This window comes from Pseudomonas syringae group sp. J254-4, assembly GCF_032586855.1.
GTDB lineage: Bacteria > Pseudomonadota > Gammaproteobacteria > Pseudomonadales > Pseudomonadaceae > Aquipseudomonas > Aquipseudomonas amygdali.
The window spans coordinates 17,237-30,191 of record NZ_JAWHOO010000009.1 but is presented as its reverse complement, the minus strand read 5'-3'; the positions used below and the strand labels follow the sequence as shown (position 1 = coordinate 30,191).

The window sequence follows — 12,955 nt, the reverse complement described above, 5'->3', positions numbered from 1 at the left end:
AAGGGTCACTTCCACTGTGCCAGCAAAGGTTCGGCTGCCGGTGCTACTGCCTGCTCAAGCGCATTGGCGATACGCTCGGCGCGCAGCGCCATCAGCGAGAACGACTGGCTATCGCTGATTCCGTGGCTGCGTTCGGAAAGACCGTTGACCCAGATATTCACGTCGCACTCGCCCTGCGTAGCGACGCGGTAATCCCGATCAATCAGCAGGCCGCCATCCAGATCGGCCTTGAGCCATGGCTGCAAGCCACTCAATAACGGTGGTATCAGGTAGTGCTGATAACCGGTGCCGAGCACAACGGCGTCGACTTCCAGCACTTGGGTGCGCTGGCTGAAGGTGTCGGTCAACTCGATCCGGTAGCCCTCGGCGCTGTGCTCGATGGCACTGATCAGGCTGTAAGCATGGGTCTGCAGACGCTTGCGTCCGGCGATGGAGTCCTCGTAGATCAGCGAAAACAGCTTCTGACTTTCATCCGGGTCGATCCCGGCGTAGTTGGTCGAACGGCTCCAGTCGAGAAAGCGCTGCCGCGCTGCGGGGCTCAGGCTATGGAAGTAATCAACGTGGTCCGGGGCGAACACCCGGTTGGGGAACTGCCCCAGTTGAGTGAGCTTGAAACCGGCAGAGCGATGCACCGAATGCACCTCGATAGCAGGATCGCGGCTGACCAGTTCCAGCACCGACTCACTGGCGCTCTGCCCCGAGCCCAGCACCAGCCAGCGCTTGGGCAAGTGTTCGCCAAAGGCTTGCAGGCGGGTCAGAAACTGCGAAGTGTGAAACAGAGTCGGGCCAAGCAGCGCCTCGAACGCGTGTGGAATGCGCGGTGCGCTGCCGCTGGACAGCACGACATTGCGCGTCGTGAAGCAGGTTTGCGGCGTGCAGACCCGTACTTCATGCAAACGACCGTTGCGCAGCACAGGGTCAATCCCGGTGACCGGCGTGTTGAAGCAGGTCTGGCTATCCACTTGCCTGGAAACCCAGGCCAGATAATCCGACCATTCATGGCGACTGGCGGGACGGCCCAGCAGGCCGAAATCGAACATCCGCCCCTGTTCCTTGAGGTACATGGCGAAGGAAAAGCGGCTGCGCGGGTTGCGCGGCGTCACCAGGTCGCGAAATACGTGATGGTTGATGTCAGTCCCGGCCAGCAACAATTCGCGGTGCCATTGGCTGTCTTGCGCAGCTTCCAGATAGCGGATGGACAGCGAGCCGAGCGGGTCATTGGCCTCCCGTGCGTCTTCAAAAGCACAGGCCAGCGCGATGCCGGCTGGACCAAAGCCGATACAGACGGCGTCCGAGTGCAACGTGTGTGGTGTCGAGTTACCCATGAAATTCCTGTCCTTAGAGTTGGCGTGAAGCGGTGTTCTTGGTTTTTCTTGCGGCTATCGGGTGACGGTGGTCAGTCCTGTGGGGCCCGGGGTCCAGACGCAGGTCATCGCGCCTCGCAGCTCGCCCCGATCAAAGCCAACTGCGCCCAGCGGTGTGTTGAAGGTGGTGTGCTGCAATGCGTCCAGCAGTTGCCCGGCGTAAAGACGGCCGTTGGCCAGTTCGGCCAGCACGTAAAGCATCAGCAGGCTTTCGCGAAAGTAGGTGTGTGGCTCGGCAGCGAAAAACGTTTGGTGCAGCGCGCTGGCATGGCAGCCATTTCCTGGGTGGTCAGGAGTGCCGAAACCGATGACGAACGTCTTGCCACGCTGGTCCTCTGCGCAGCCCAGGTACGGCGAGGCAGCGTCGTCAGTCAGCACCAGCGGGCGGTTACTCCCGGCCTGTCGTCGCGCCTGCCAGTGTTCACGACTGGGCTTGAGGCGGCCGGCAAATACCTCGACATCAGCGTGCTCAGGCTCTTCGACGCGCTGCAATCCCGCGCGTACCAGTGCTTCGCAGATGGCAACGCACAAGGCCTGACCGTGAGCGCTGTCATCAGCCTGAACATGCACGCGGCGCCATTGACGGCTCGCCAGCCAGCTCACCAGGTCCCCCGCCAGTTGCCGGTCCGAGGGGCAGAAACGGAATGCGTTGGGGTGCTCAAGCGTCAGGCAATCAATCGTTGCTGCCGGTGTCAGCAGCGCGATACCGGCTTGCCGATACAGCGCGGCGGCGCTAAGGGCGGCGTCCGATGAAAAATGGCCAATAACCAGATCCGCTTTCCAGTCGATCATGTGCCGCGCCACTTCGGCCCCGCGAACGGCGTTGGCTCCGTCGTCGAGAAAGTGCCATTGCACCCGCGCAAGCCCCGGTACGCAATTGCGCGCCACGGCCAGCGCCCTCATGAAGGTCCGCGCGTGCGGCGTGTCGTGGGGGTCGAACAGTGCGCTGACCCCGACCCGCAGACCCGGCAAGGGTGACGCGAGCGGTGTCATGGCTGTATCCCCGCCAGACTGGCAGCGGGCATGTGTCGGCGTGGCGACAATGCCGACCAGCCGAGGCTCGGCCGGTCCTTTCCTGCCAGATGACTGCGCAGTTGCTCGAAAGCGATACCGGCAACACCAGGAGCAAACTTGAACCCCAGTCCCGACATGCCTGCGGCCAGATAAACCGGGCTGTGCTCGGCGCAGAAACCCAGCAGCGGACGACCGTCGGCGCTGTAACTGTCGAAACCCGGCAGCACATCCAGCACACGTGGGTGGGTTGCCGAACCGCACAGCCGGGCAATGCGCTTGCAGGCGTCTTCGGCATGCCGCGCATCAGGCTGTGCCAGATGCTCTGGCCAGAGGCTGTTATCGCGGCTGCCGCAGCCGGTCTGCACGATATGGCGAGTCAGCGGTATAGCGTAGCTCTGAGTAACCGCATCGATCACCGGCATTGACCAATCGCTGTCAGTCAGTACCCGGGCAAAGGGAATAGAACGGGCTTCCAGCCCCGCCTGCGGCACCAGATGCTGACTCCAGGCACCCGCAGCCACCACTACGGCCCGACAACGCAATGTAGCGTCTCCCATGTCGATATGTACGAGGTCCGCAGCACGACAGTCGATGGCTTTGATCTCGCGATGCTCCAGCAGCAAGCCTTGCTGACGAACCACGTGGCACAGCGCAGCGACAGCCTGACGTACATTGCCGACGCAGGCGCGAGGTTCGAACAGGTTGACCCGCTCAACTGCCGGGCAGTGCGGATAGCGACCGCCATCGAGCTCATGGCCCGCCAGCAGACGCATCGGGTAGCACTCGCTGCCGTGCTGCTCGATAGCCCGGTACAGATTATCCAGCTGGTCCATGGCGGTCCGGTAGATCACCCCGGTACGTCGCAGTGCGCTTGCGTAAGTGGTCGCGAAAATGCCGTCGTCCATCAGGCTGATGGACCACGCCGCAAGCTCCATCAGCAATGGATCGCTGTCGTACAGGCGAACCAGTCCGCCGGAATAACCGCTCGCCCCCAGGCTGCCGGCTGCGCCCTTGTCGATCAGAGCGACCGACACACCTGCGCTGCACAGCTTCGCCGCGATACTGGCGCCGGTAATCCCGGCGCCGATGACCGCTATCTCGTAATCGATGAACATGTGGTGCATCCGTTCAGATGGAGTATTCAGCGGCCGAGCCGTTCATGAGCGTGGCGTTGACCCGCGCTTCGGGCAGTCCGAATGCGGTCATGATCTGCGCTGACATTTCCGGAATCAGCGCCTTGCCAGCCACTGCGATGAACGCCGCCAGATGGCTGACGGGCCGACCTTCGGCCAGACGTGCGCGAGCAATGGCGATGACGTCGAGCAGCACCTGAGCCATGCCCTTCATAGAGAACTGCGCAGGCTCTGCAGCCCTGCTCCATTGCAGGCGTAACGCTTCCAACAGCCCGGCATCGGCCCCACAGATACCGCTCCACCAGTTGTCATCTCGATGCTTTCCAGCGTCCAGCAACGCGGGGAAAAATTCGCTGAATATCTGCTCCCGCCATGCGCGGAAATGCGTCAGACGAAAATCGCCTTCGCTTTGCTCGGGTGCGATGCTTGCCAGATACAGGCGCGCACTGTCGGCACAGGCTTCACGGGCCAGATCGCCGACCCAGATCGCATGATTGCGGCTGGTCGACAGGTTCAGGCCGTCCAGTTTCAGAAACTGATTGGGCATGAAGCGTTGGCGCACCTTGATATCGCGCAGCGCCGACAGCTGCGCCGGGTAGACGATGGCGTGGCTGAACACGCAGTCAAAGCCGAGAAAATGCACCAGCGTGCCCTGCCCCGACTGCCAGTACTGACGGAACAGCTCCGGACGCCCGACACTGTCGGCATGTTCACGAAATGCCGCCATATAGCCCGCCAGCCCCATGAACCAGGTATGGACCCGGCACGAGCCGTCGGCCTGCAGGTCGAGCCCGCCGTCGCCCGGACGGGTTACGCCCCAGTCATGAAGGTGCTCCAGCGTATCGCGCAGCCAGTTGTCGAGCGGCTTGCGCCATTGCTGGCCCAGCAGGCGATCACGCAAGTGCGGCTTGAAATCAGCCAGCTTCAAAAATGCGCGATGGGCCTTTTTCCATTGCGACGGCTGCCTGCACAATTTGCAGTGCAGACCGGTCATCAACTCGGCGTCAGGGGCCTGAGCGCAGTTCTCGCACTGGCTGGCATCGGACTCGGCCCCACAGTAATTGCAGTTGCCTCGGGCAAATGCCTCGTAGCCCCACACATCGCAATCAGGGCAGTACGGCTCGCTGGAATCGCGAAATTCGATCGAACCCGCGTCACGCAACGCGTTGAACACCTCGCCAACCGCCTCGGCAAACCATGGGTTGTTGTGCGGGCGCATCCAGTTGTCGGGCTTGATGTTGATCGCCGCCAGCGACGCTTCGATGCGGTCGGAATTACGCCCGGCCAGTTCGACCGGATCAACGCCCTGCTCCAGCCCCTTGCGCAGCATGTAGGACTGATAATCGTCGGAATACGACACCAGCACACAGTCGTGACCGCGCTGGCGCTGGACCCGGGTGAACACGTCTGCGGCCAGAAACGGGCCGGCGATATGACCTATGTGCAAATCGCCGTTGGGGGTGGGTGGCGTGATGGTAACGATGTACTTACTCATCGAGGCACCCCGTGGTCTCGCTGTGCTGAGCCACGAAAGCATTCACGTAGTTCATGTCCCACCACACCACATAGAAGTGGAAGTCCTCGGCGGAATCATTGATGACGTAATGGTTGGTGTGTTTCGGAATCGCGGCGATATCGCCCACGGCGAAATCCATCTGTTTGTCGCCTACCACCAGACGGGCGCTGCCCTTGATGGCAATGAAGATTTCCTGGTCGATCTGGGTATGCGCTTCGCTGCTCGTGCCCGGACGAACCACGCACCAGCCGCCAGCGAACGGCATCGGGTAGCCTTCCCAAGGCAACAGGCGACTGCCATCGAGCCCGTACTCATGTACCAATGAGTCGAAGCGGGTTTTACGGTGTATATCGAACTTTTCCATGCTCATTCCCGTACGTTTCAAGTCCGGTAAAGCATGAAATTGTTGCCAATTGTTGGCTATCCGATTGCCGGATAGCTCAGGGTCGAGAAATCGATTTTGCAGATGGCTGGTCACGCAAACACATGCGGGTCATATGTTTTTTGGCAATGACGGGTATCAATAACGCTGATAATTGAATCGAGGGCGGCGGTGTTACCGTTGTCGGCGATGAACGAACATATCTCCCGGCCTCGCGAATCCGCGTCGCGAGGCCAGTGAATCTCTGCTCTGCTTCATCACTCCTTTGGTTAGATCTTTTAAGCCACCCCGCTTGTGCGAGGTGGCTTTTTTTTGCTTAAAGATCGAACCCGTCCACCACGTTACGGCGCTCGTTCTCGCTGCGCATGTCGTAGCTGGCGGTGGTCGAAATATGCGTGTGATGCGCAAGTTTCTGGGCAATCGACAGATCGAACTCTTCGATCACACGAGTGATGAACGAACGTCGAAAATCGTGGGGCATGATGTTCACCCCCACCTGCCGCCCGCGTTGCTTGGCGATGAAGTAAATGGCGTGTTTGGTGATTCTGTCGCGAGTGATATGGCTGCCGCGGCGAATCCGGTTGAACAGGAACGGGTCATCGCCCTGCCCCGGCTGCAGGCACGAGCGACGCAATTCCAGCCAGTCGTTCAGCGCCTTGAACGCCCACTCGGGGGCATATTTGATCAACTGCTTGTTGCCTTTGCCCAGCACCCGCAGGCTGCGTTCGGCGAAATCGATCTGTGACAGGTCCAGGTTGACCGACTCGGACTTGCGCATCCCCGAGCCGTACAGAATCGCAATGATCGCGGCGTCGCGACGCCCTTGCGGCCTGGGGTCTGCAGCGCAGGCCTCCATCAATTCACGAATCAGCGTGCGGCGGATATTACGGCCCTTGGCCAGACGCGTACCGCTGACCGGCTTGATCGAGCGAATTTTCAATAATTGTTCGTGGCTGATCAGGTCGTGCCGCCAGGCTTCGTTCATCACACCGCGAATAGCGTTCACATACAGCGAAGTGGTGTTGGGCGCGTAGTCGTCTTCACGCAGCGTCGCGACCAGTGCGGTCACGTGGCCAGGCTGCAGGGTGTGCCAGGGAATGTCATGAATATCGACGTCAGCCATGCCCAGACGATCTGCCGCATCCTGCAAAACGTAAGTCATGGTCAGGCGGCTTGAGGGTGCCAGGCGGTCGAGATAGAGGCGCAGCGGCTTGTTGACGTCGGGCAGCGAAGGCTGGCTGACAATGCGTGCGTCCTGATCGGTATAAGGGTCTTGCGGCATGTGGAACGACGCCTTTTCTGGTGCAAGCGCGCGAACAGCTGCGGCGCTCTTCATTCATATTCAGGCAGCCGACTTTAGCACGAGGGCCCTGGTGCGACACCTCTGGCGCGGCTCGTTCAGCTCAGCAGCTTCAGCCTAGCCGGCAATCATCGGTAACACCCTGCAGCTTGAACGACGCGCTGCCTGAGATAGCCTTGGCCGACTTTTCCGGCCCTCAAGGCAAGCACGTATCTTGATTCCGCCCCTCGCTAGCAAAGCACATGGCCGTCGCGGCGCAGCTGCGCATTTCTGGTTGCTGGCCCATCAGGTCAGTCAGCGCAACGAGGCCGAACGCCTGGCGAACATTCAGGCAGGCCTTGCGCATGGCTGGATCCGCGCGGTACGCGACGCGCTGGCCCTCGGCCCGCGGCAAATGGAGGCGCTGTTCAATGCATCAATTTCAACGCTGGAACGTCGCCAGCGCCAGAAACAGCCATTGGACCCCGTGGCTTCGGAGCGTCTGGACCGCCTCGCAATGATCGCCATTCACATCCTTCGCGTGCTTGAAACACCCGAGCGCGCCGGTCGCTGGCTGGTGACACCCAACGAAGCACTTGGCGGTTGCATCCCGTTGCAATTATGCGAAACCGGGCTCGGCACCGCCCGGATGCATCGCGCAATTGAACATGCGCGGTCAGGTGGCAAGGGCGAACCCAGCGTTTTTTGACCGACTCAGCGCCCGGTGTCCACCACAACCCGGCCACGGATCTGACCCGCGATCAATTGCGGCGCGATGTCGATCACTTCCCTCAAGCCAACTTCACGACTGATCAGCGGCAGCAGCGCCAGGTCCAGGTCGCTCGCCAGCCTGGACCAGGCTTCCAGCCGGTCAGCGCGCGGGCGAGTAACGCTGTCGATACCGGCTAGGGTGACGCCGCGCAGAATGAACGGTGCAACCGAGCCGGGAAACTCTATACCCTGCGCCAGACCGCAGGCCGCGACTACGCCGCGATAACGAATACCGGCGCACACATTGGCCAGCGTATGACTACCGACAGAGTCGATTGCCGCCGCCCATTGCTCCTTGACCAAAGGTCGCCCCGGCTGCGAAAGGGTCGCCCGGTCGACGACCTGCGCTGCGCCGAGTTGATGCAAATATTCGCTTTCCGAAACACGCCCGGTGGAGGCAATCACCCGATAGCCAAGCCTGGCAAGAATAGCGATGGCGAAACTGCCGACTCCCCCATTGGCACCGGTCACCAGCACATCGCCGTGGTCGGGTGTCAAACCGTGCTTCTCAAGGGCCAGCACGCTGAGCATTGCGGTATACCCCGCCGTGCCAATGGCCATCGCCTGCGCGGGCGTGAAAGCATCCGGCAATGGAATGAGCCATTCGCTCTTGAGCCGCGCCTTCTGTGCCAGACCGCCCCAGTGCCCTTCGCCAACACCCCAGCCATTGAGCAGGACGTTGTCACCCACCTTGTACTCAGGCGTATCGCTGGCTTGCACCGTACCCGCCAGATCAATACCCGGCACCATCGGAAAGCTGCGCACAATAGGGCTTTGGCCGGTGATTGCCAGCGCGTCCTTATAGTTCAGCGTGCTGTGCGACACGTTTATCGTCACGTCACCTGCAGGCAACTGTGCTTCGTCGATATCGGTCAGATTGACGCGATAACCTGCCTCATCCTTGTCGATCAAAATGCCCTTGAACATGTGCGCCTCCAATTTAGACTGATCGTCTTTAAATAGCCCTGAAAAAAAGTCATTGCGGCAAACCACGAAGGTAACCGGCAATAAACGTGTTCAGTGGTGTGTCGCTTTTGACCAGCCGGGCGCGGAGCACCGCCCCTTCCCAGCCGATCCAGAAAAACGCGGCCAATTCATCGCAATCGGCACTTCTAGCCAACTCACCATGCGCCTGTGCGGCCCTGAGGCAGCAGGCCAGCTTCGACTGCCAGTCCAGCAGCGTCTGCTCCAGTACGGCACGAAACCCCTCCGGCAACAGACCGACTTCCTGGCCCAGATTGCCGACCATGCAACCGCGTCGATAATCATGCCGCGCCATGCCGCTCTTGGCGCTTTGGACAAAGCCCACCAGTCGCTCCAGTGGCGAAAGCGCTTCGTCCAGCAGCCAGTGGTCCAACCGCTGTGCAAAATAGCGAGCGTATTCATCCAGTACCGCCCGGCCGAAGGCTTCCTTGCTGGTGAAGTAGTGATAGAACGAGCCTTTGGGAATGCCGATTTCCTTGAGGATGTAATCCAGCCCGGTGGCCGAGAAGCTTTGCTCGGTCAGCACTTCCAGACCGCGGCGCAACAGTGCCTCGCGGGTCTCGAGGTTGTCGCGGTCCACTTTCGGTGGCCGCCCGGGGCGTCTGGTTTTTAAAGGCAATTGAGTCATGCAGGAATATTAGACCGATCGTTTTTTATGTCAACCTCGCCGCGCGGTCTGTGTGTTGCGCCGGAAATGCCGTTTGCCATTCACGCTATTCTCGCGCTCAATGCCCTGTGCATGACTGCCCGAATACAAGCCGGAGAAACACATGAGCCAATGGCCGGACACCCGCATTATTGACCTGTTAACTATAGAGCTGCCGGTGCTGCAAGCGCCTATGGCCGGAGCCACCGGATCACAAATGGCTATTGCTGTCGCGAAGGCTGGCGGGCTGGCATCGCTGCCCTGCGCAATGCTGACCCCTGAGCAAATCGAACAGGAAGTCACCACCTTTCGGCAACATACCGGCAATCTGCCCCTGAACCTGAACTTCTTCTGCCATCAGGCTCCGGCCTACGATGCCGAACGCGCCGAGCATTGGAAACAGGCACTTAAACCCTATTACGAAGAGTTGGGGGCCGATTTCGATGCACCGACGCCCGTCTCCAGCCGTGCCCCTTTCGACAGCGCCACCTGTGCTCTGGTCGAGCGCCTCAAGCCGGAGGTGGTGAGCTTCCACTTCGGCCTTCCCGAGCGAGCGCTACTGGAACGGGTCAGAGCCACCGGGGCAAAGATCATTTCCTCGGCGACCACGGTCGAGGAAGCCGTCTGGCTGGAGCAGCATGGCTGCGATGCGGTCATTGCCATGGGCTACGAAGCCGGTGGTCATCGGGGCCTGTTCCTCAGCGATCAACTGCACACTCAGGTCGGCACTCTGGCGCTGGTGCCGCAAATAGTGGACGCCGTGCGCATTCCGGTCATCGCTGCGGGCGGTATTGCAGACGGCCGCGGGGTTGCTGCGGCGTTTGTTCTGGGTGCCTCGGCGGTTCAGGTAGGTACTGCGTATCTGTTCTGCCCTGAAGCCAGCGTCAGTGCACTGCATCGCCAGGCGCTGCACACTGCAACGGACAACCAGACTGCGCTGACCAACCTCTTCACCGGGCGTCCGGCGCGCGGCATCGTCAACCGGATCATGCGCGAAGCTGGCCCCGTCAGCCCACTCGCTCCTGCGTTCCCTATGGCAGGCGGTGCCCTGATGCCGTTGCGCGCACAAGCGGAAAAACAGGGCAGCAGTGACTTTACCAACCTCTGGGCAGGTCAGGCAGTTGGTATCAAACACCAGTTGGGTGCGACCGAACTGACTCGGCAACTGGCTGAAAACGCGCTGAAAATTCTCTCGCCCCGGTAAAACAGTGCTTTCAGAACAACAGGCTATCGCTATATATTTAACTATATAGCGAAACGCCTTTATTTCGACGGCGTGCGTTTTCATCATCAAGGAGCTGTTCCATGCGAACGACCACGCTGCGCGCCATTCTCAAGTTCTCTGCCCTGGCCTTCGCCGTATCAGCTACAGCCAACGCGTTTGCCGACGAGGTGCAGGTCGCCGTCGCGGCCAACTTCACAGCGCCCATCCAGGCGATTGCCGCTGACTTCGAGAAGGACACCGGCCACAAGCTTGTTGCCGCGTTTGGCGCTACCGGTCAGTTCTACACACAGATCAAGAATGGTGCCCCTTTCGAGGTGTTCCTGTCGGCCGATGACACCACCCCGGCAAAGCTTGAGCAGGAAGGCGACACCGTCAAGGGCTCGCGTTTCACGTATGCGGTGGGCACCCTGGCGCTTTGGTCGGCCAAGGACGGTTATGTAGACAGCAAGGGCGAAGTGCTCAAGACCAATCAGTATCAACACTTGTCCATCGCCAACCCAAAAGCTGCCCCTTATGGTCTGGCAGCGACGCAAGTGCTGAGCAAACTGGGCCTGACCGACGCAACCAAAGCCAAAATAGTCGAAGGCCAGAGCATTACCCAGGCCTATCAGTTCGTTTCCACCGGCAATGCGGAACTTGGCTTCGTGGCCCTGTCGCAGATCTACAAGGACGGCAAACTGACCAGCGGGTCGGCCTGGATCGTGCCGGACGCCCTGCATGACCCGATCAAGCAAGATGCCGTCATCCTCAACAAGGGCAAGGACAACGCCGCTGCCAAGGCGCTGGTCGAGTACCTGAAAGGCCCGAAAGCCGCCGCCATCATCAAGTCCTTCGGATACCAGCTGTAAATGCCACTGGGAAGTGCCGACATCGCGGCGATCTGGCTGACACTGAAGCTGGCGTCATTGACCACCATCATCCTGTTGATCATCGGCACGCCCATCGCGCTGTGGCTGGCGCGCACTGATTCATGGCTCAAGGGGCCGATTGGCGCGGTCGTCGCCCTGCCCCTGGTTTTGCCGCCGACAGTCATCGGCTTTTATCTGTTGCTGTTGCTTGGCCCCAACGGAGCTGTGGGCCAGCTTACCCAAAGCCTGGGACTGGGCACACTGACTTTCAGCTTTGCCGGACTGGTGATCGGCTCGGTCCTGTACTCGATGCCTTTCGTCGTCCAGCCGCTGCAGAACGCATTTGCAGCCATTGGCGCCCGTCCGCTGGAGGTGGCAGCCACCTTGAGAGCGGGTCCATGGGACACGTTCTTCCACGTGATTCTGCCGCTGGCAAAACCTGGCTTTATCACTGGGGCGATTCTGGGGTTCGCGCACACGGTCGGCGAGTTCGGCGTGGTGCTGATGATTGGCGGCAACATTCCCGAGAAAACCCGCGTGGTGTCGGTGCAAATTTTCGATCACGTCGAGTCCATGGAGTACCTGCAAGCACACTGGCTGGCCGGAGCGATGCTGGTGTTCTCCTTTCTGGTGCTGTTGGCGCTGTATTCCAGCGGTAAATCCAAAGCAGGATGGAGCTGAGTCATGGCCTCACCGATGGAAGTCCGCCTGCACATGACCTACCCGGATTTCACCGTGCGTACCGACCTGACCCTGCCGGGGTCGGGCATCACAGCACTGTTCGGGCCTTCAGGCTCGGGCAAGACCACATGCCTGCGCTGCATTGCCGGGCTGGAAAAAGCTGGCCAGGGCTTCATTCGTGTTCATGATGAAGTCTGGCAAGACACTGAAAAAGGCGTTTTCCTCGCTCCGCACAAACGGGCGATCGGCTATGTATTTCAGGAAGCCAGCCTGTTCCCGCACCTGTCCGTGCGGGCCAATCTGGAATTCGGCATGAAACGCATCCCGCGTCAGCAGCGCAACATTCAATTGCCGCAGGCCGCTGAACTGCTCGGTATCGACCATCTGCTGGAGCGCAGACCTGACAAGCTGTCCGGTGGGGAGCGTCAGCGCGTGGGCATTGCACGCGCACTGTTGACCAGCCCGCGCCTGATGCTGCTCGACGAACCTCTGGCGGCACTGGACGCCAGGCGCAAAAGTGAAATCCTGCCGTACCTCGAACGCCTGCATAGGGAGCTGGACATCCCCATGCTGTATGTCAGCCATGCTCAGGATGAGGTTGCACGTCTGGCAGATCATCTGGTGCTGCTTGAAGCCGGCAACGTACTGGCCAGCGGCCCGATTCGCGAAACACTGGCGCGGCTGGACCTGCCACTGGCCATGGGCGGCGATGCAGGCGTGGTCATTGAAGGCACGGTCAGTGCCTATGATCGTCATTACCAGTTACTGAGCGTGACGCTGCCCGACAGCACATTGTGCATGCGCGTCGCACACGCCGAAATGCAGATCGGCACCCTTCTGCGCGTCAAGGTTCAGGCCCGGGATGTCAGCCTGAACCTGCAACCCGACGATCAAAGCAGCATTCTCAACCGCTTGCCGGTCACGGTGGTGGAGGAAGCGCTGGCTGACAACTCGGCACATGTGCTGGTGAAACTGGACGCCGGGGGCACGCCTTTGCTCGCGCGCATCACGCGCTACTCCAGTGACCAGTTGAACCTGCACAGAGGTCAGTCGCTCTGGGCGCAGATCAAGGCGGTTGCCGTACTGGCCTGAAGCCCTGAAAAACCGGTCAG

General features: G+C 60.5%; 13 protein-coding genes. 5 read left to right on the top strand and 8 right to left on the bottom strand.

What is annotated here, in order from left to right; genetic code table 11:
• Positions 1–5: 5 nt before the first annotated feature.
• The 6 genes from RYB09_RS13110 to xerC form a co-directional block, all read right to left on the bottom strand.
• Complete coding sequence (locus RYB09_RS13110) at positions 6–1,325, bottom strand: lysine N(6)-hydroxylase/L-ornithine N(5)-oxygenase family protein (protein ID WP_122259966.1); 1,320 nt, start codon at positions 1,323–1,325, stop codon at positions 6–8.
• A 54-nt stretch (positions 1,326–1,379) separates the two neighbouring features.
• Entirely contained in the window at positions 1,380–2,357 is a 978-nt protein-coding gene (locus tag RYB09_RS13105; protein WP_316888798.1) for an ABC transporter substrate-binding protein, read from the bottom strand.
• Positions 2,354–3,493, bottom strand: coding sequence for an NAD(P)/FAD-dependent oxidoreductase (locus tag RYB09_RS13100; protein WP_122260054.1), 1,140 nt, complete (start codon positions 3,491–3,493; stop codon positions 2,354–2,356). Before RYB09_RS13100 ends, RYB09_RS13105 begins: the two co-directional genes overlap by 4 nt.
• A 13-nt stretch (positions 3,494–3,506) precedes the next feature.
• Complete coding sequence (locus tag RYB09_RS13095) at positions 3,507–5,006, bottom strand: methionine--tRNA ligase (RefSeq protein ID WP_316888796.1); 1,500 nt, start codon at positions 5,004–5,006, stop codon at positions 3,507–3,509.
• A complete protein-coding gene (locus RYB09_RS13090; RefSeq protein ID WP_057454823.1) occupies positions 4,999–5,391 on the bottom strand; it encodes a cupin domain-containing protein in 393 nt (130 codons plus the stop codon). The genes RYB09_RS13095 and RYB09_RS13090 overlap by 8 nt, the downstream gene beginning before the upstream one ends.
• A 334-nt stretch (positions 5,392–5,725) precedes the next feature.
• The gene (gene xerC / locus RYB09_RS13085; RefSeq protein WP_057413424.1) at positions 5,726–6,691 is read right to left on the bottom strand and encodes a tyrosine recombinase XerC; all 966 of its coding nucleotides are present in this window, start codon (positions 6,689–6,691) and stop codon (positions 5,726–5,728) included.
• A 232-nt stretch (positions 6,692–6,923) separates the two neighbouring features.
• On the opposite strand from xerC, the gene RYB09_RS13080 reads away from it, so the two are divergent.
• Positions 6,924–7,397 (top strand): antitoxin Xre-like helix-turn-helix domain-containing protein, encoded by a 474-nt coding sequence (locus RYB09_RS13080; RefSeq protein ID WP_316888792.1) that lies wholly within the window; start codon positions 6,924–6,926, stop codon positions 7,395–7,397.
• 5 nt (positions 7,398–7,402) lie between these two features.
• On the opposite strand, the gene RYB09_RS13075 is transcribed toward RYB09_RS13080, so the two are convergent.
• Entirely contained in the window at positions 7,403–8,386 is a 984-nt protein-coding gene (locus tag RYB09_RS13075) for an MDR family oxidoreductase (protein WP_316888790.1), read from the bottom strand.
• Positions 8,387–8,435: 49 nt separating this feature from the next.
• On the bottom strand, positions 8,436–9,071 hold the full coding sequence (locus RYB09_RS13070) for a TetR/AcrR family transcriptional regulator (protein WP_032701265.1): 636 nt from the start codon (positions 9,069–9,071) through the stop codon (positions 8,436–8,438).
• 142 nt (positions 9,072–9,213) lie between these two features.
• On the opposite strand from RYB09_RS13070, the gene RYB09_RS13065 reads away from it, so the two are divergent.
• The 4 genes from RYB09_RS13065 (at position 9,214) to modC (ending at position 12,935) form a co-directional block, all read left to right on the top strand.
• The gene (locus tag RYB09_RS13065; RefSeq protein WP_316888788.1) at positions 9,214–10,293 is read left to right on the top strand and encodes a nitronate monooxygenase; all 1,080 of its coding nucleotides are present in this window, start codon (positions 9,214–9,216) and stop codon (positions 10,291–10,293) included.
• A 101-nt stretch (positions 10,294–10,394) separates the two neighbouring features.
• Complete coding sequence (gene modA, locus RYB09_RS13060; RefSeq protein WP_316888786.1) at positions 10,395–11,162, top strand: molybdate ABC transporter substrate-binding protein; 768 nt, start codon at positions 10,395–10,397, stop codon at positions 11,160–11,162.
• Positions 11,163–11,843, top strand: a complete 681-nt coding sequence (gene modB / locus RYB09_RS13055; protein ID WP_230016275.1) for a molybdate ABC transporter permease subunit — start codon at positions 11,163–11,165, stop codon at positions 11,841–11,843.
• A 3-nt stretch (positions 11,844–11,846) separates the two neighbouring features.
• The gene (modC, locus tag RYB09_RS13050) at positions 11,847–12,935 is read left to right on the top strand and encodes a molybdenum ABC transporter ATP-binding protein (protein ID WP_316888782.1); all 1,089 of its coding nucleotides are present in this window, start codon (positions 11,847–11,849) and stop codon (positions 12,933–12,935) included.
• Positions 12,936–12,955 lie beyond the last annotated feature (20 nt).

Coding starts and splice junctions, on each gene's coding strand:
- modC (WP_316888782.1), top strand. CDS start 11,847: ATGGCCTCACCGATGGAAGTCCGCCTGCACATGACCTACCCGGATTTC.
- RYB09_RS13095 (WP_316888796.1), bottom strand. CDS start 5,006: ATGAGTAAGTACATCGTTACCATCACGCCACCCACCCCCAACGGCGAT.
- RYB09_RS13070 (WP_032701265.1), bottom strand. CDS start 9,071: ATGACTCAATTGCCTTTAAAAACCAGACGCCCCGGGCGGCCACCGAAA.
- modB (WP_230016275.1), top strand. CDS start 11,163: ATGCCACTGGGAAGTGCCGACATCGCGGCGATCTGGCTGACACTGAAG.
- modA (WP_316888786.1), top strand. CDS start 10,395: ATGCGAACGACCACGCTGCGCGCCATTCTCAAGTTCTCTGCCCTGGCC.
- RYB09_RS13100 (WP_122260054.1), bottom strand. CDS start 3,493: ATGTTCATCGATTACGAGATAGCGGTCATCGGCGCCGGGATTACCGGC.
- RYB09_RS13090 (WP_057454823.1), bottom strand. CDS start 5,391: ATGGAAAAGTTCGATATACACCGTAAAACCCGCTTCGACTCATTGGTA.
- xerC (WP_057413424.1), bottom strand. CDS start 6,691: ATGCCGCAAGACCCTTATACCGATCAGGACGCACGCATTGTCAGCCAG.
- RYB09_RS13105 (WP_316888798.1), bottom strand. CDS start 2,357: ATGACACCGCTCGCGTCACCCTTGCCGGGTCTGCGGGTCGGGGTCAGC.
- RYB09_RS13110 (WP_122259966.1), bottom strand. CDS start 1,325: ATGGGTAACTCGACACCACACACGTTGCACTCGGACGCCGTCTGTATC.
- RYB09_RS13065 (WP_316888788.1), top strand. CDS start 9,214: ATGAGCCAATGGCCGGACACCCGCATTATTGACCTGTTAACTATAGAG.
- RYB09_RS13075 (WP_316888790.1), bottom strand. CDS start 8,386: ATGTTCAAGGGCATTTTGATCGACAAGGATGAGGCAGGTTATCGCGTC.